14 protein-coding genes are annotated in these 14882 nt (G+C 68.1%); 4 read left to right on the plus strand and 10 right to left on the minus strand.

The genetic code is table 11. The features are described from left to right. Positions 1–49: 49 nt before the first annotated feature. From ABDV68_RS08120 to ABDV68_RS08150, 7 genes are all read right to left on the minus strand, one after another. Positions 50–3583 (minus strand): autotransporter domain-containing protein, encoded by a 3534-nt coding sequence (locus ABDV68_RS08120; protein WP_343519306.1) that lies wholly within the window; start codon positions 3581–3583, stop codon positions 50–52. Positions 3584–3795: 212 nt separating this feature from the next. Then, positions 3796–4284: a hypothetical protein gene (locus ABDV68_RS08125; RefSeq protein WP_343519307.1), complete on the minus strand. Its 489-nt coding sequence runs from the start codon at positions 4282–4284 to the stop codon at positions 3796–3798. 88 nt (positions 4285–4372) lie between these two features. Next, the gene (gene rpsI / locus ABDV68_RS08130) at positions 4373–4909 is read right to left on the minus strand and encodes a 30S ribosomal protein S9 (protein WP_343519308.1); all 537 of its coding nucleotides are present in this window, start codon (positions 4907–4909) and stop codon (positions 4373–4375) included. Further along, on the minus strand, positions 4909–5388 hold the full coding sequence (gene rplM / locus ABDV68_RS08135; RefSeq protein WP_343519309.1) for a 50S ribosomal protein L13: 480 nt from the start codon (positions 5386–5388) through the stop codon (positions 4909–4911). The genes rpsI and rplM overlap by 1 nt, the downstream gene beginning before the upstream one ends. 146 nt (positions 5389–5534) lie before the next feature. Then, positions 5535–6359: a hypothetical protein gene (locus ABDV68_RS08140; protein WP_343519310.1), complete on the minus strand. Its 825-nt coding sequence runs from the start codon at positions 6357–6359 to the stop codon at positions 5535–5537. Next, on the minus strand, positions 6356–6670 hold the full coding sequence (cutA, locus tag ABDV68_RS08145) for a divalent-cation tolerance protein CutA (protein ID WP_343519312.1): 315 nt from the start codon (positions 6668–6670) through the stop codon (positions 6356–6358). Before cutA ends, ABDV68_RS08140 begins: the two co-directional genes overlap by 4 nt. Beyond that, positions 6667–7692: a COX15/CtaA family protein gene (locus ABDV68_RS08150; RefSeq protein ID WP_343519313.1), complete on the minus strand. Its 1026-nt coding sequence runs from the start codon at positions 7690–7692 to the stop codon at positions 6667–6669. The genes cutA and ABDV68_RS08150 overlap by 4 nt, the downstream gene beginning before the upstream one ends. Positions 7693–7784: 92 nt before the next feature. Here ABDV68_RS08150 and ABDV68_RS08155 point away from each other — a divergent pair, with 92 nt between their 5' ends. After that, positions 7785–8168 (plus strand): MerC domain-containing protein, encoded by a 384-nt coding sequence (locus tag ABDV68_RS08155; protein WP_343519314.1) that lies wholly within the window; start codon positions 7785–7787, stop codon positions 8166–8168. A 138-nt stretch (positions 8169–8306) separates the two neighbouring features. After that, positions 8307–8780 carry a transcriptional repressor gene (locus tag ABDV68_RS08160; protein WP_343519315.1) on the plus strand — a complete coding sequence of 158 codons (474 nt, stop codon included), beginning with the start codon at positions 8307–8309 and terminating at the stop codon, positions 8778–8780. A 7-nt stretch (positions 8781–8787) separates the two neighbouring features. On the opposite strand, the gene ABDV68_RS08165 is transcribed toward ABDV68_RS08160, so the two are convergent. Beyond that, positions 8788–9387, minus strand: a complete 600-nt coding sequence (locus tag ABDV68_RS08165; RefSeq protein WP_343519316.1) for a TetR/AcrR family transcriptional regulator — start codon at positions 9385–9387, stop codon at positions 8788–8790. Positions 9388–9463: 76 nt separating this feature from the next. On the opposite strand from ABDV68_RS08165, the gene ABDV68_RS08170 reads away from it, so the two are divergent. Further along, positions 9464–10060 carry an NAD(P)H-dependent oxidoreductase gene (locus ABDV68_RS08170; protein WP_343519317.1) on the plus strand — a complete coding sequence of 199 codons (597 nt, stop codon included), beginning with the start codon at positions 9464–9466 and terminating at the stop codon, positions 10058–10060. Positions 10061–10167: 107 nt separating this feature from the next. Beyond that, positions 10168–12090, plus strand: a complete 1923-nt coding sequence (gene dxs, locus ABDV68_RS08175; protein WP_343519319.1) for a 1-deoxy-D-xylulose-5-phosphate synthase — start codon at positions 10168–10170, stop codon at positions 12088–12090. A 24-nt stretch (positions 12091–12114) separates the two neighbouring features. Here dxs and ABDV68_RS08180 read toward each other — a convergent pair whose 3' ends face one another. Together ABDV68_RS08180 and ABDV68_RS08185 are read right to left on the minus strand one after the other, a co-directional pair. Next, complete coding sequence (locus tag ABDV68_RS08180; RefSeq protein WP_343519320.1) at positions 12115–12780, minus strand: alpha/beta hydrolase; 666 nt, start codon at positions 12778–12780, stop codon at positions 12115–12117. Between the two features lie 120 nt (positions 12781–12900). Then, positions 12901–14526, minus strand: a complete 1626-nt coding sequence (locus ABDV68_RS08185) for an amidohydrolase family protein (RefSeq protein ID WP_343519321.1) — start codon at positions 14524–14526, stop codon at positions 12901–12903. Between the last annotated feature and the right edge of the window lie 356 nt (positions 14527–14882).

The raw sequence follows: 14882 nt of genomic DNA on the forward strand, positions 1-14882 counted from the left end.
AAAAGGCCGCCCCGGAAGGGGCGGCCTCTTCATTACGTCGGTCGTGCGGTCAGAAGCGGAAGGTCACCGATCCGCGATAGGTCTGGACCGACAGGTCGGTGCGCTCGAGCGTGGTGTCCGCCGCGATCGAGAGATCGACCGAGCCGGCCTTGAGCGTGAGCCCGCCGCTGATCTCGGCCCAGTCCTTGTCCTCGCCGTTGAGCGCGAACAGCACGCCGCGCGTGCCGCCGACGAGATAGGCGTCGACGAAGTCCGGCTGGTCCGCGAACTCGTGGACATAGGTGCCGGTGACGAACGGCCGCACCTTGGACGATTTGGCGCCGAAGGTGATGCCCGCGCGGCCCTGGTAGCTCGTGAAGGCGTGGCGACGCAGGTCGAGCGCCATCGGCCCGCCGCTCTCCACCGCGCTGCCGAAGCCGATATGCGTGGCGCGGCCGGCGATGCGCGGGGTGATCTCGAACGTGCCGCCGCCCAGATCCTTGCCCAGGCCAAGCTCCGAGCTGATCACCAGCGCGGTATCCGAGGCGCGCAGCGTGAACGGCGTGCCGAGGAAGTTGACCGAGCGCTCGCTCTTCGCGTTGATCGCGCCAGCGGTGACCTGGCCATCGACGGTGAGGCCGTTCGGGCTCACCATCTTCGCATAGAGCGTGCCCTGGAACGCTTCGTTCTTGACCGTCTGGCCGGGGAACGAGGGCGTGCCCTCGAGGTCGGTGTAGCTCAGCGCGAAGCCGACCAGGCTGTTGTCGCCCACGCCGACCTCGATACCGGCGCCGACATACCAGCCGTCGAAGTCGTCGCGCCCGCCGATCCCGGTCATCGAACGGCCGTCACCGGTGAGATAGCCGCCCGAGAGGAAGCCGCTCATATTCTCGGGCAGCGCGCCTTCCTGCAGCAGCATCGGCGCCGCCATATCGCTGGCGACGGTGTTGGTGCCGTTGGGCGACATGCCCAGCGCGGCGACCTGCACCGGCCGGCCATAATGCGCCAGCGTGCCGCCGAGGTTCGCCGGATCGAGCCGCTGGAGGCGCGTGCGGATGAAGTTCGCGTTCGAATCCACCACCGCGAGGCCCAGCGTCTGCACCGTCGATTCGCTCGCCGGGGCGAGGCTCGCCAGCGTCGAGCGGATAGTCGCCGCGTTCTGCAGGTCGAGCGGACCGTAGAGCGAGTCGAACATCGCTGCGTTGGGACGGTTCGCGTCGAGCAGCAGCGCGTAAGTATAGCCGATCGTATCGCTCGACGAGACGACGTTGGCGTAGCTGCCGGTGATGATGTTCAGCACTACTGAATTGGCGGTGTAGCTGAGCTTGGGCGTCAGGATCGCGCTGAGCGAGGTCGGGGCGTTGAACGTGCCCGTGATGCCGCCCTGCGCGGTCAGGATCGTGTAGCTGTTGCCGCCGCGCAGCGTCGTCGGCGAGAAGGACAGCGTCAGATTGCCGCCGAGAGTCGCCAGGCCGTTGGTCGGCGTAGTGCCGTTGAACGTGGTGGCGCTGAGCACGATCCGATCCGACACGCCGTTGGCGCCGACGTCGACCAGATAGTTCGAGCCTGACGACAGGACGAGATTGCCCTGGAAGGTCAACGTGCCGGTGGTGGTCAGCGTGCCCGGCGCGATGCTGCCCAGCACGCTGGTCGTGAAGGGCGCCCGCACGGTCCCGTTGCCGGTCAGCAGGCCCGAGAGCAGCAGATAGTCGCCGGGCGAGGTGAGCGTGCCGTTGTTCTGGATCGTGCCGGTGAGCTGGCGGATCTCGATCAGGCTGTTGAGCGACGCGCCGCTGGCGATGTTGAGTTGCGACGTCGCGCCGGCGATCGAGAAGCGGTCGATCGTGACCGCCGAGTTCAGCGTGACCACGCCGGTGTTGCGCAGCGTGACGTCGTAATAACGCCCCATCTGCCCCGTCGCGCGCACGCCGTCGATGTTGTTCGGCGTGAAGTTGGTGGCGCCGGGCAGGCCGTTCGCGATTGTCGGCGCCGGACGCACCGTGTCCGAATAGCCGGGATCGGCCTGCGCGGTCTCGACCGGCATGGTCAGGCCCGAATTGCCCGTGATGTCCGCAACCAGCGGCGCGCTCGATTCGGTCGCGCCGTTGGGCACGTTGTTGCGCACTTGGCCGGTGGCGATGTCCACGCACTCGTTGGTCGCGGGATTGGCCTGGTTGCTCGGCGACTGGAAGCACATCTCGCCGAATTCGGGCGCGGCGCCCAGCGCGCCGCCGAGATTGGTCGGCAGGCCGTTCACGAGCTGGCCGTTCAGGATGATGTTGAAGTTCGGGTCGAGCTCGGTCAGCCAGGCGGTCTGGTCTTCCCAGTTCTTGTTGCCCGCTGCCGCGGTGACGTAGCGATACGGGCTGTTCGCGACGATCCAGTCCCAATAGAGGAACAGCGGCTGGTAGAAGCTCTGCGTGCCGTAGCTGCCGCCGGGCTGTCCGCCGAAGAAGGTCGAGCCGCCCGACAGCGTGCCGATCACTAACGGCTTGGAGAAGGCGCGGTCGAGGATCAGCGGGCCGCCCGAATCGCCCGGACCGGTCAGGCCCTCGCGCGGTAGCGCATTGTCGCGGAAGCCGTTGAAGTCCTCCGGATCCGCGCCGGCCTGGCCGCGGCGGGGATCGTCGAAGTCGAGGAAATAGAGCGCCTGCGGCCGCGATGGGCTCCCGGCGGTGCCGAACAGGAATTCATTGCGGTTGTTGATCGACACCAGCGCGCCGAGCATGTTCTCGGCGGCGCGGCGGCGGAAATCGCTGCCCGATGCCTGGCCGGTCGTGCCCGTGCCGAAGCTGCCATAGCCCTGCATCTCGACATGATAGCCGGTGCCGGTCGCGGTATTGATGCTGCCGGGGGTGGGGAGCGGCGAGAACAGCAGCGCCCAGGTCGGGATGTTGCGTGTCGGGGTGTCGAGCACCGCGGTGGCGACATCGGCCTCGAGGAAGCACGAAGTCGGGTTGGTGCACGACGCCGGCGCCAGCGAGCGCGGATCGTAGAACACCTGGCTGATATTGTAGAACGCCTGGGCCTGGTTGGTCTGGTACTGCCCGGCGCCCCCGGTACCGCCGAGCAGCCAGCGGACAAGCTCGTCAGTCTGGCCCGCGGCATTGGCGCGGGTGTTGTTCTCGAAGCCGACGCCGATGCCGACGCCGCCCGATCCCGCGCCATAGGCGGTGGCCGAGCGCGTGTTCACGCAGTGCGCCGCGAACAGGATGGTGCGCGGATTGATCAGCGTGCCCGTGCACAGCCCGACGAAGCCGCCGCCGGAGTCGGTGATGACTTGGCCGACACCGGTGATGAGGTTCGGATCACGCGCCTGGGTGGGGGTGAAGTTGTTGTTGATCGTGATGTTGGGAGTCTCGATCACCTCGGCGGGCGACACGAAGCCGGTTTGCGCGGCGGTCGTCACGCTGACCGGCTGCCCGTTCGTATGCGGCGCCTCGACCAGGTCGGTGAGGCGGACGGTCGCGTGCGGGCTGTCGACGGCGTCGGCCGCGCTCAGCGATTGCGCATTGGCGACGCCCGGCGCGGTCAGCGCCAGACCCAGCCCAGCCGAAAGAAGAAGCGATGCGCGAACGCGCCGCTGGTGACGAGCGAATTTCATGGCAGTCCCCTGCTTTGACCCAGCCGCCCCCGGCCGAGTTCAATTCGGGAAGGCTATGCGGATGCGGGGTCGCGTCAAGTCCCTGTCGTTACAACTGCATCTATTTGGGCGCCGATTGATGCCGCAAGGACACAGTTGTAACCGGTCCGGGTATACGCTTGAAGCGTAACGAAAATCATCTGTCGGTTTCGCCGTAGAGCGAGCTACCGGTGTCAGCGCAGCCAGCGCGTCATCGCCGGGAAGGGCGCGCGGTCCAGGGCTTGGGCTTGGTGCGGTTCAGCGCTCATCCCGTAATATTGCAGCATCGGCACACCGATTCCGGTGCCGTCATTGCGATAGGACTGAAGATAATTGTCGCCGCCGCCATGATAGCCGCCGTCATGGAAGACGAGTTTCGGATCGATCCCGATGGCGAGCGCGGCGGCATACGACCAGGCCATCGCCGCGAGCTCTTCGCCGGGATCGGGCGACACCTCTTCCTGCGCGCCGCGTATCGCGGGGTCGGTGACGGCGATATGCCCGGCCTCGTGGAGCAGGTCGCCGGGCCATTCGAGCATCTCCGGATCGAACACGAGCGCGCCGCGCCGCACCATCGCGCCCGTCAATAAGGTGCCTTCGGCAATCCGATCGACGATCACCGGGATCCCGATGCTCTCAAGGAAAGGAACGATGCGCGCGACGATCGGATCGGCAAAGGTCATGCGGCATCCCTAGCCGGGCGGCGCGCAACGAAAAAGGGCGGCCCGTTTCCGGACCGCCCCGTTTCGCGTTGGCCGTAGCCCGAGAGGCTTAGCGCTTCGAGAACTGGAAGCTGCGGCGGGCCTTGGCCTTGCCGTACTTCTTGCGCTCGACCGCGCGGCTGTCGCGGGTCAGGAAGCCGGCGGCCTTGACGGGGCCACGCAGCACCGGCTCGTACTTGGTCAGCGCCTGGGCGATGCCGTGCTTGACCGCGCCGGCCTGGCCCGAAAGCCCGCCGCCCTTGACGGTGCAGATAACGTCATACTGGCCATCACGCTCGGCGACGCCGAACGGCTGGTTGATGACGAGACGCAGCGTCGGGCGCGCGAAATAGACTTCCTGGTCGCGGCCGTTGATCGTGATCTTGCCCGAGCCGGGCTTGATCCACACGCGGGCGACGGCGTCCTTGCGGCGGCCGGTCGCATAGGCGCGGCCATAGGCGTCGAGCTCCTGCTGGCGGAGCGGCGCGGTCTCGACGACCGGCGCGCCGGCCAGATAGGCATCGGCGCTGGTCGCGGCCTCGGCACCCTCGGGCGCGCCGGCGGCGATGTTGCCGAGATCGGAAAGGGACTGGCGATTGTCGGACATTATGCGCCCACCTTGTTCTTGCGGCTCATCGCCGCGATATCGAGGACCTCGGGGTTCTGCGCTTCGTGCGGATGCGCGGCGCCCTTGTAGATACGCAGGTTGCGCATCTGCTGGCGGCCCAGCGGACCGCGCGGGATCATGCGTTCGATCGCCTTCTCCAGCACGCGCTCGGGGAAGCGGCCCTCGAGCTGCTTGCCCGCGGTGATCTCCTTGATCCCGCCGGCATAGCCGGTGTGCTTGTAATAGACCTTGTCGGCGAGCTTCTTGCCGGTGAACCGGACTTTCTCCGCGTTGATCACGATGACATTGTCACCGCAGTCGACGTGCGGGGTGAAGCTGGTCTTGTGCTTGCCGCGCAGGACATTGGCGATCACCACCGCCGCGCGGCCGACGACCAGGCCGTCGGCATCGACGATATGCCACTTCTTCTCCACCTCGGCCGGCTTTACCGACTTGGTGGTCTTCATCAGCGCCTTCATGGGGCCAGACCTCGCTTAAAGAACAAATTGAAGCGTTAGAAATGCGTGACGCCGCCATCAGGGGCGGCGCGAACGGCGGCCATTTGGCGAAAGAGGCGCGGAAAGTCAAGCAAATCGCGGCTTTGCTGACAGGTATTATGATACCTTCATCTTTGAAGCCGGCTCATCGACCCGCGTTCGGAGGTGATCGAACCGTCCGGCGCGAGCGTGCGCACCGTCTCGCGGCTCTCGAGGACGAGGCCGGTCGCGGGGTCGATCGCGCGCTCGGTCTCGAGCGTCATGCGCGCACGCGCCGTGCCGTCCGGCCCCGGCATCGCGATGCTGCCCTGCGCCGTCACGCTGACCTCAAGCCGACCCCGCGCCATCCGCGCGACCCGGATTCCTTCGAGCTCGGCCATGCCATAGGGCGAAGCCGCGGGCACGCGGACGGGGCGGGGCGGACTCTCGCCCGTCGCGTCGGCGGCGATCAGCGGTTCGACCAGCGAGGCGAGCGTGTCGCGCTGCCGCTCCGCGGACATGGCCGCGAGCACGCCCACGATCGCGCGCACCTGGCCCGCGCGCTTGCGGTCGAGCGCGCTGGTCCCGTCCGGCGCCTGCGCCGCGAAACCGTCGAGCATCGCCCGCCATACCGCCGCGTGATCCTCGACCAGCATGACCCGTCCCGCGGCGTCGAGCCGGAAGATGATCGTGCGTCCCGCGATATGGGCGAAGCCGGCGCGCGCCATCGCGGCGGGGTCGTCGGTCGGGCCGGTCGGCTCGGATCCCTCGATCGTCACTTCGGTCCGCAGCTCGGTCCCGGCGCGCCGGAAGACGATGCGGCGCGCATTGACGAAGCTGCGCGTGACGCCGCCGTCGGTGCGCACCGACTCGGTCACCACGCGCAGCGGCTTGTCGAGCGGCGGGTCGAAGCGGGCGGCGGCCACCTGCCCGGCGATCGCGACCAGGACCACGCAAGCGGCGGCGGGGATCACCGCGTGGCTTCGTCGACCCACCGCGCGACGGCGTCTCCGGCGGCGGCGGGCCAGATCTCGATCGCAGGCAGGTCGTAGCTGTGGAGCGCCGCGATCCGGTCGGCGAGTTCGCGCGCCAGCTCGGACGTGGTCTTGAACAATGCGCGATGCTCGGTCGCGGTCTCGACCTTGTCCTGCCAGCGATAGATCGAGCTGCACGGCCCGAGCAGATTGACGCAGGCGGCGAGCCGCTCCTCGACCATCAGCCGGCCGATGCGCTCGGCTTCCTCCGCCGTGGCGAACGTGACGTGCAGCAATGCGATGTCGCTCATCGACGTTTCCCCACCGAATGCGCGCCCCACGCGGTCGCCGCGACGACCAGCGCGCCGACGACCTGGTGCAGCGCCGCGACATGGATGTCGACTCCGGTCCATACCGTCGCGATGCCGAGCAGGATCTGCGTGCCGAACGCGGCGTGGATCGCGACCGATGCCATCCGGTCGCCTGCCGCCCGAGCGCGGCGCGCGAGCACGATCAGCGCGGCCACCGTCACCCACGCCCACCAGCGGTGGAACCAGTGGATCAGTGCGGGGTCGTTGACCAGCGCATCGAAGAAGGGGCGCGCCGCGAGCACCTCCGAGGGGAAGAACTTGCCGTTCATCAGCGGCCATTCATTGGTCACGAGGCCGGCGTTGAGCCCGGCGGTGAACGCGCCGAACACGAGCTGGACCAGCAGGATCAGCCCGGTCCCCGCGGCGACAGCGGTGAGCCGCGCCGGCCGATAGCCGGGATCGCGCTCCAGCCCGCGCAGGTCGAGCGCGGTCCACACCAGCAATGCCAGGATCAGCAGCGCGAGCAGCAGATGCGCGGCAAGGCGGAAATGGCTGACATCGGTGCGCTCGGCGAGGCCCGAGGTCACCATCCACCAGCCGATCACGCCCTGCAGCCCGCCCAGGACCAGCAGCCCGGCCAGCCGCCAGCCATAGCCGCGCGGGATCGCCCGGCGGATCGCGAACCAGGCGAGCGGCAGCGCGAAGGCGACCCCGATCAGCCGCCCGAGCAGCCGGTGGAGATATTCCCAGAAATAGATGCCCTTGAACGCCGCCAGGCTCATCCCGGCATTGATCTGCTGATATTCGGGGATCTGCTTGTACTTCTCGAACTCGGCCAGCCACGCCGCCTCGCTCAGCGGCGGCAGGATGCCGGTGACCAGCTTCCATTCGGTGATCGACAGCCCCGACTCGGTCAGGCGGGTGATGCCGCCGACGGCGACCATCAGGACGATCAGGGCGGCGACGGCATAGAGCCAGCTGGCGATCGCGCGCGGGCGGATGTTGTGGGTGAACTGCGACACCCGCGCCGTTTATGCGCTGCCAACCATAAATGCCAGCCGCAGCACCCCGATGTTATGTTGTAACTTAGCTGATGCGCTTCTATATGCCGGCCATGGCCACCGTGCTTGCCCCGCGATTCTGGGAACAGGTCGATTCGCGCTTCGATCGTCTCGCGATCGGGCTGTCGAGCCTGTGCCTGGCGCATTGCGTCGCGAGCACGGTGCTGCTCGCGCTCGCCTCGGCGGCAGGCGCCTTGCTGCATCCGGCGATCCACGAGATCGGGCTGGGGCTCGCGATCCTGTTCGGGCTGGTCGCGCTGGGCCGCGGGATCTGGAAGCACGGCTATATGCTCCCCTCCGCGGTCGGCGCCTTCGGCCTCGGCATGATGGCGGGCGCGCTGACGCTGCCGCATGGCGGGCAGGAGATCTTGTGGACGGTGCTCGGTGTCGCGATCCTTGCGCTCGGCCACGACCTCAATCGTCGGGCGACCTATTAATTAGGTACGGGACCGGCCCGCTCCCCACCCGGCCACTCATATGATGCTGCCGCCGGGTGGCCGGGTGGGAAGCGGGCCGGTGCCGCCACTCAAATGGGGAACCTTGCTGCGAGGCGCTCGCAGGACTACATTCCACGCATGCACGCGCACGATCACCACGGTCACGACCACCACGAGCCCGAGGGCGCCGATCTCGCCCGCGCGGCGCAGGCGGCGCTGGAGAAGGCGGGCGAGCAGTGGACGAGCATGCGCGCGTCTATCTTCGAAGCGCTGGCCGGGTTCGACAAGCCGGCCTCGGCCTATGACATCGCCGAGGCGGTGTCGAAGGCGGAGGGGCGGCGCGTCGCCGCCAACAGCGTCTATCGTATCCTCGACCTGTTCGTCAGCGCCAACCTCGCCCGCCGGGTCGAGAGCGCCAACGCGTATGTCGCCAACGCGCATCCCGACTGCCTGCACGACTGCATCTTCCTCGTCTGCGATTCGTGCGGCCAGACCACGCATATCGACGACGATACGATCACCAAGTCGGTACGCTCGGCCGCGCGCGAGGCCGGCTTCCAGCCGATCCGCCCGGTGATCGAGGTGCGCGGCAAATGCGCCGACTGCGGCTGAACGCGCGCTAGCGCATCTCCACCATCGCCCGGATCGAACGGTCGAGTTCGGCGATCGCCTCGTCGCGCGTCACCGCCCCGCTCGCGGCGGCTTGCGACAAGGACTGCGCCGCGCCGAGCATGCTCCACAGCCCCGCGGCCGAAACGTCGCCCGACGGCGCGAAGGGCGCAAGCAGGACGCGGCATTTCTCCATGAACTCGGCATGGAACTCGCGTTTGATACGCTCCATTTCGGGCGAGCCCTCGAGCGCCGCGACCACCCCGGGGAGCTCGCGGCCCTGCGTGAACACGCAATCGACATAGGATGAGGCGATCGCATGCGCGCGATCGGCGAGCGTCGGCTCGCTGCGTTCGAGCGCTGCGTCCATCAATTCGGTCTGGCGCGCGTCGAACCGGCGGAACAGCGTCGCGAGCAGCCCCTCGCGGGTGCCGAAATGGCTGTACACCACGGGCTTGGTGACACCGGCGCGCGCCGCCAGGTGACCGAGCGTGAGCGCGTCCGTCCCTTCCTCGCGCACGATCTTCCACGCCAGGTCGAGCAGCTGAGTCAGCCGGTCGCCCCGCGCCATGCGCACACGCTTGTCGCCTGCCTCAGCGCTGCTTGACATCTCTATATACCATTAGTAACTTACTACCAGTATATAGTAGCGATGGCGGAGATGCCAGCGCGTTCGGAGGTATTTGATGCGCAACCTTGTCGTGATTTCCCACCCGGATCCCAATTCGCTGACTCATGCCGTCGCCGACGCGTTCGCGGGCGGGTTGCGCGAATCCGATCCGGCGGTGAGCGTGGAGATCGCCGATCTCGCGGCCGAGGGATTCGATCCGCGTCAGACCGCACAGGACCTTGCCGCGCACTTGCTGACGGCGACTCCGGCGGACGATATCCTCGCGGAGCAGGCGCGGATCGACCGCGCCGATCGGCTGGTGCTGGTCTATCCGGTCTATTGGTGGTCCTTTCCCGCGCTGCTCAAGGGCTGGATCGACCGCGTGTTCACCAATGGCTGGGCCTATGGCTACACCGAGGGTGAAGGACGCAAGAAGCTGGGGCGGCTCGAGGTCGTGCTGATCGCGGTCGGCGGCACCGATACGGGGACCTATGCGCGCCACGGCTATTTCGGCGCGATGCGCACGCAGATCGACCATGGCATCTTCGACTATTGCGGCGCGCGGGTCGTGCGGCACGAGCTGCTGTTCGAATCGCATGGCGCCGACCAGCAGCCCAATCTCGACGCCGCCTGGCGGCTCGGGCGGGACATGGCGAAGCGCCGGGCGGCCTGAGGCGTACGGGCCTTTTCAGCGACTGCTCAGCTTTCGCTCATGACGATGCGTCCGTCGCCGCTGCAGGGGCGTTGGACACCATCATGACGCTGGAGTAGATGCGGCAAATGGCCGACCTTCCCACGACGCCGTTGCTCGACACCGTCGACACGCCGACCGATCTCCGCAAGCTCAAGCCCGCCCAGCTCCGCCAGCTCGCCGACGAGCTGCGCGCCGAGACGATCTCCGCCGTGGGCACGACCGGGGGACATCTCGGCTCTGGGCTTGGCGTGGTCGAGCTCACGGTCGCGATCCATTATGTGTTCAATACGCCCGAGGACCGGCTGGTCTGGGACGTCGGGCACCAATGCTATCCGCACAAGATCCTGACCGGGCGCCGCGACCGCATCCGCACGTTGCGCCAGGGCGGGGGCCTCAGCGGTTTCACCAAGCGCAGCGAGAGCGAGTACGACCCGTTCGGCGCGGCGCATTCCTCGACCTCGATCTCCGCCGCGCTGGGCTTCGCGGTCGCCAACAAGCTCGCCGGGACGCCCGGCCGCGGCATTGCGGTGATTGGCGACGGCGCGATGAGCGCGGGCATGGCCTATGAGGCGATGAACAATGCCGAGCAGGCCGGCAACCGCCTGATTGTCATCCTCAACGACAACGACATGTCGATCGCGCCGCCGGTCGGCGGGCTTTCGGCCTATCTCGCGCGTGTCGTCTCCTCGTCCGAATATCTCGGGCTGCGCAGCCTCGCGAGCCGGATGGTCAAGAAGCTGTCGCGCCGGGTCCACCAGTCGCTCGGCAAGACCGAGGAATATGCCCGCGGCCTGGTCACCGGCGGGACGCTGTTCGAGGAATTGGGCTTCTATTATGTCGGCCCGGTCGACGGCCATAATCTCGACCATCTGATCCCGGTGCTCGAGAATGTCCGCGACGCCAAGGAAGGCCCGGTGCTGGTCCATGTCGTGACCAAGAAGGGCAAGGGCTATGCGCCCGCGGAGGCATCGGCCGACAAATATCACGGCGTGCAGAAGTTCGACGTCATCACCGGCGCGCAGGCCAAGGCGCCGCCGGGACCGCCCGCCTATCAGAACGTGTTCGGCGAGACGCTCGCCAAGCTCGCCGAAACCGACGAGCGAATCGTCGCGATCACCGCGGCGATGCCCTCTGGCACCGGCGTCGACAAGTTCGCCAAGGCGCATCCGGACCGCGCCTTCGACGTCGGCATCGCCGAGCAGCACGCGGTGACCTTCGCCGCCGGTCTCGCCGCGCAGGGGATGCGCCCGTTCTGCGCGATCTATTCGACCTTCCTCCAGCGCGCTTACGACCAGGTCGTCCACGACGTCGCGATCCAGAACCTGCCCGTCCGCTTCGCCATAGACCGCGCGGGGCTGGTCGGCGCCGACGGCGCGACGCACGCCGGCAGCTTCGACGTCACCTATCTCGCCGCCTTGCCTAATTTCGTGGTGATGGCGGCTGCCGACGAAGCAGAACTGGTGCACATGACGCGCACCGCCGCCGAATACGACGCCGGCCCGATCGCGCTGCGCTATCCGCGCGGCAACGGCGTCGGCGTGGAATTGCCCGCGGCGCCCGAACTGCTCGAGATCGGCAAGGGCCGCATCGTGCGCGAGGGCAAGAAGGTCGCAATCCTCTCGCTCGGCACGCGTCTCGCCGAAGCGCTCAAGGCCGCCGACGCGCTCGAGGCCAAGGGCCTCTCGACCACCGTCGCCGACCTGCGCTTCGCCAAGCCGCTCGACGAGGCGCTGATCCGCCGCCTGCTGACGACGCACGAGGTCGCGGTGACGATCGAGGAGAACTCGGTCGGCGGCCTCGGTGCGCATGTGCTGACGATGGCGAGCGATGCGGGCCTGATCGACAACGGTCTCAAGCTGCGCACGATGCGCCTGCCCGACACCTTCCAGGACCAGGACAAGCCCGAGCTGCAATATGACGAAGCCGGCCTCAACGCGCCGCACATCGTCGACACGGTGCTGAAGGCGCTGCGCTGGAACGAGAGCGAGGTCGCGGGCGCGCGGGCCTGAACCCGCGCGGCTCGCGCGCGTCAGTCAGTTCCCCAGATAATGCCGCTGCGCCGCGTCGGTGGCGTTGATCGCCAGCACGCTATGCTGCTCCACCTTCCGCGGCCGGCCGCGCCGGTCGCTCGCTGCGTCGAGCACGCGGTCGAGGAGCACCTGACCTTCGTGCCACCAGCCGAGCTCGCTGTCGGCATTGAGGTGGCCCTGCGGCCCGGCATCGACGAACACGCTGCCCCAATTGGCGGCGAGGTTGCGGGCGTGGTCGATATGCACCCAGGGGTCGTCGGTGCTCGCGACCAGGATCGAGGGGAAGGGCAGCGGCTTGGTCGGCGAGGGGGCGAAGGCGCGCAGCGCCTCGTGCGAGCCCTTGTCGACATCGGCCGGCGCGACGAGCAATGCGCCCGCCACCGGCCAGCCATAGGGCTGTCCCGCGAGTTCCGCCCACCACGCGACGGCGAGGCAGCCCAGGCTGTGCGCGGCGAGCACCACCGGCGCCTGTGCCTCGCGGATCGCCTGGTCGAGCTTGGTCACCCAGCTGTTGCGGTGCGGCGTGCTCCACATGCCGAGCTCGACCCGGCGGGTGTCGGGACGCGAATCCTCCCACAGGCTTTGCCAGTGGGAGGGGCCCGAGCCGCCCAGGCCCGGAACGGTCAGGACGATCGGTGAATTCACGTCATGGGCTGAGAAGATGGACATGGCCATGGTCTCCATATGACGGCTCCATGTCCGCAAGATAATCCCATTAATCTAGTAGGCAATAAACATTGCGTTGGGCTGACCCGTGGCTGCGGTTGGCCGTGCCGGGGGCGCTGCGGGCTAGACGCCGGGGCAGGAATGCCGCAGCACGGCACCGCTGCGCGACCCCGTCGGCTGGCCCTTGGCGAGCGCGACGACGCCGTTGACGACGACCTCGCCGATACCTTCCGGCGCGGCGGTCGGGTCCTCGAAGGTCGCGCGATCCTTGACCTTGGGCAGGTCGAACACGACGAGATCGGCCCGCATCCCCTCGCGCAGCAGCCCGCGGTCGGCGAGGCCGAGGCGCTGGGCGGGCCAGCTGGTCATCTTGCGGATCGCGTCGGGCAGCGTCAGCACCTTCCGCGCCGTGACATATTCGGCGATGATCCGCGGGAAGGTGCCGGAGGAACGCGGGTGCGGGCGCCCCTGCGCCGCGGGATCGGCGGTGGCGTCGGCCGCGCCGGCATCGGTGCCGACGCTGACCCAGGGCTGCTTCATCGCGAGTTCGATGTCGCGCTCGTCCATCATGAAATAGAGCGCGGTCGCGCGGGCGGGGAGGGCGCCGAGCCAGATGTCCCACGCCACATCGGCGGGGTCCTTGCCCAGCGCCTTGCCGATCTCGGCGAAGCTCTTGCCGTGGAAGCGCTTGGTCGCCTCGGTCTGGCCGTTGGCGAGGACGACGTTGCTCCAGCCGCCCGAGGCATGGACGAGGTTCGACCAGTCGGCCTGCGGCCCGGCGGCGAGCTCCTTCTTGAGCTGGGCGCGCACGGCCGGATCGCGCAGCGCAGCGTGCGCCGCCTCGCGCCCCTTGGCGAAGACGTGAGTCGGGATCGTCACGTCGAGCCCGGTGCCGCCGGCGCGATAGGGGTAGATGTTGGCGCCGACGTCGAGCCCGCGACTGCGCGCCGCCTCGATCCGCGCGATCGCCTGCGGCATCAGCTTGCCCCATAGCGGGGCGTAGGCGGCCTTGATGTGGAAGATCTCGACCTTGGCGCCGCTCTTCTCGCCGATCGCCACCGCCTCGTCGATCGCGGCGAGCAACTTGTCGCTCTCGTCGCGCATGTGGCTCGCGTAGAAGCCACCGCACTTGCCCGGGATCGCGGCGAGCCGGGCGAGGTCGGCGGTCGATTGGAAGCTGGCGGGGGAGTAGATGAGCGCGGAGGAGACGCCGAACACGCCAGCCTTCATCGCGGTGCGTACCTCGGCCTCCATCGCGCGAAGCTGTTCCTCGCTCGGCGCGCCGGCGGCGTCGCCCATCACCTTCACCCGCGCCTGGACCGCGCCGTAATAGGTGCCGAAATTGACCGCGATGCCCTGGCTTTCAAGCTTGGTGAAATAGCCCGCGATCTCGTCCGCCGGCACCGCAGTGCCGCCTTCGCCCGCGATCAGCGTGGTGACGCCCATGCGAAGCTTGTTGACCGCCGACCCGTCGCGCAGCAGCGTGCGCCCCGACTGGTCGAGCATGTCGATGAAGCCCGGCGCGACATAGCGGCCGCGCGCGTCGATCTCCTGCTTGCCCGCGCCCTCGACCACACCGACGCGGACGATGCGCCCGTCCTTGATCGCGACGTCCGCGGTGATCCACGGATTGCCCGCCCCATCGAGCACCCGGCCGCCGCGGATGACGACGTCATAGGCTTCGGGCGGCACGGGCGCGGCGGCGCCGGCGAGCAGCGAGGCGAGGATGAGCGCGATCGGGCGGGTCATGCGGGGTCTCCCTCAGGCGTGGACATTCGGGTGGAATCGTTCCCCTGCGAAAGCATGGGACCAACAAGGGCTGCGGGCCGCCGAAGTTGACACGCAGTTGACACTGTCACGGCCGCTGCGCCGGGGAGGCGGCACCGTCGCGCCGTTCCCAAGCGACGAGACCTCGCGCAAGCGGCACCGACGCCTCAACGGTGGCAGCCGGGGTGAAACCGGATGCCGAACTGCCCATCGATCATGATGAAGCAAATCGGTTCCAACATTGGAAGGGCGAATACGCGGCCGCCACATAATCCTCCCCGGCCAGGGGAGGATTGAAGTGGCTCAATCCTCGACATAGACATATTGGGTCTGCTGCC

The organism is Sphingomonas sp., assembly GCF_039595165.1.
In the GTDB taxonomy this organism is placed as follows: domain Bacteria; phylum Pseudomonadota; class Alphaproteobacteria; order Sphingomonadales; family Sphingomonadaceae; genus Sphingomonas.

What these genes read in the sequence shown, in the direction of transcription:
- rpsI (WP_343519308.1), bottom strand. Translation starts at nt 4,909, where the DNA reads ATGTCCGACAATCGCCAGTCCCTTTCCGATCTCGGCAACATCGCCGCC.
- ABDV68_RS08155 (WP_343519314.1), top strand. Translation starts at nt 7,785, where the DNA reads ATGGCCACCGTGCTTGCCCCGCGATTCTGGGAACAGGTCGATTCGCGC.
- ABDV68_RS08180 (WP_343519320.1), bottom strand. Translation starts at nt 12,780, where the DNA reads ATGTCCATCTTCTCAGCCCATGACGTGAATTCACCGATCGTCCTGACC.
- ABDV68_RS08185 (WP_343519321.1), bottom strand. Translation starts at nt 14,526, where the DNA reads ATGACCCGCCCGATCGCGCTCATCCTCGCCTCGCTGCTCGCCGGCGCC.
- cutA (WP_343519312.1), bottom strand. Translation starts at nt 6,670, where the DNA reads ATGAGCGACATCGCATTGCTGCACGTCACGTTCGCCACGGCGGAGGAA.
- ABDV68_RS08120 (WP_343519306.1), bottom strand. Translation starts at nt 3,583, where the DNA reads ATGAAATTCGCTCGTCACCAGCGGCGCGTTCGCGCATCGCTTCTTCTT.
- ABDV68_RS08125 (WP_343519307.1), bottom strand. Translation starts at nt 4,284, where the DNA reads ATGACCTTTGCCGATCCGATCGTCGCGCGCATCGTTCCTTTCCTTGAG.
- ABDV68_RS08170 (WP_343519317.1), top strand. Translation starts at nt 9,464, where the DNA reads ATGCGCAACCTTGTCGTGATTTCCCACCCGGATCCCAATTCGCTGACT.
- rplM (WP_343519309.1), bottom strand. Translation starts at nt 5,388, where the DNA reads ATGAAGGCGCTGATGAAGACCACCAAGTCGGTAAAGCCGGCCGAGGTG.
- ABDV68_RS08165 (WP_343519316.1), bottom strand. Translation starts at nt 9,387, where the DNA reads ATGTCAAGCAGCGCTGAGGCAGGCGACAAGCGTGTGCGCATGGCGCGG.
- dxs (WP_343519319.1), top strand. Translation starts at nt 10,168, where the DNA reads ATGGCCGACCTTCCCACGACGCCGTTGCTCGACACCGTCGACACGCCG.
- ABDV68_RS08160 (WP_343519315.1), top strand. Translation starts at nt 8,307, where the DNA reads ATGCACGCGCACGATCACCACGGTCACGACCACCACGAGCCCGAGGGC.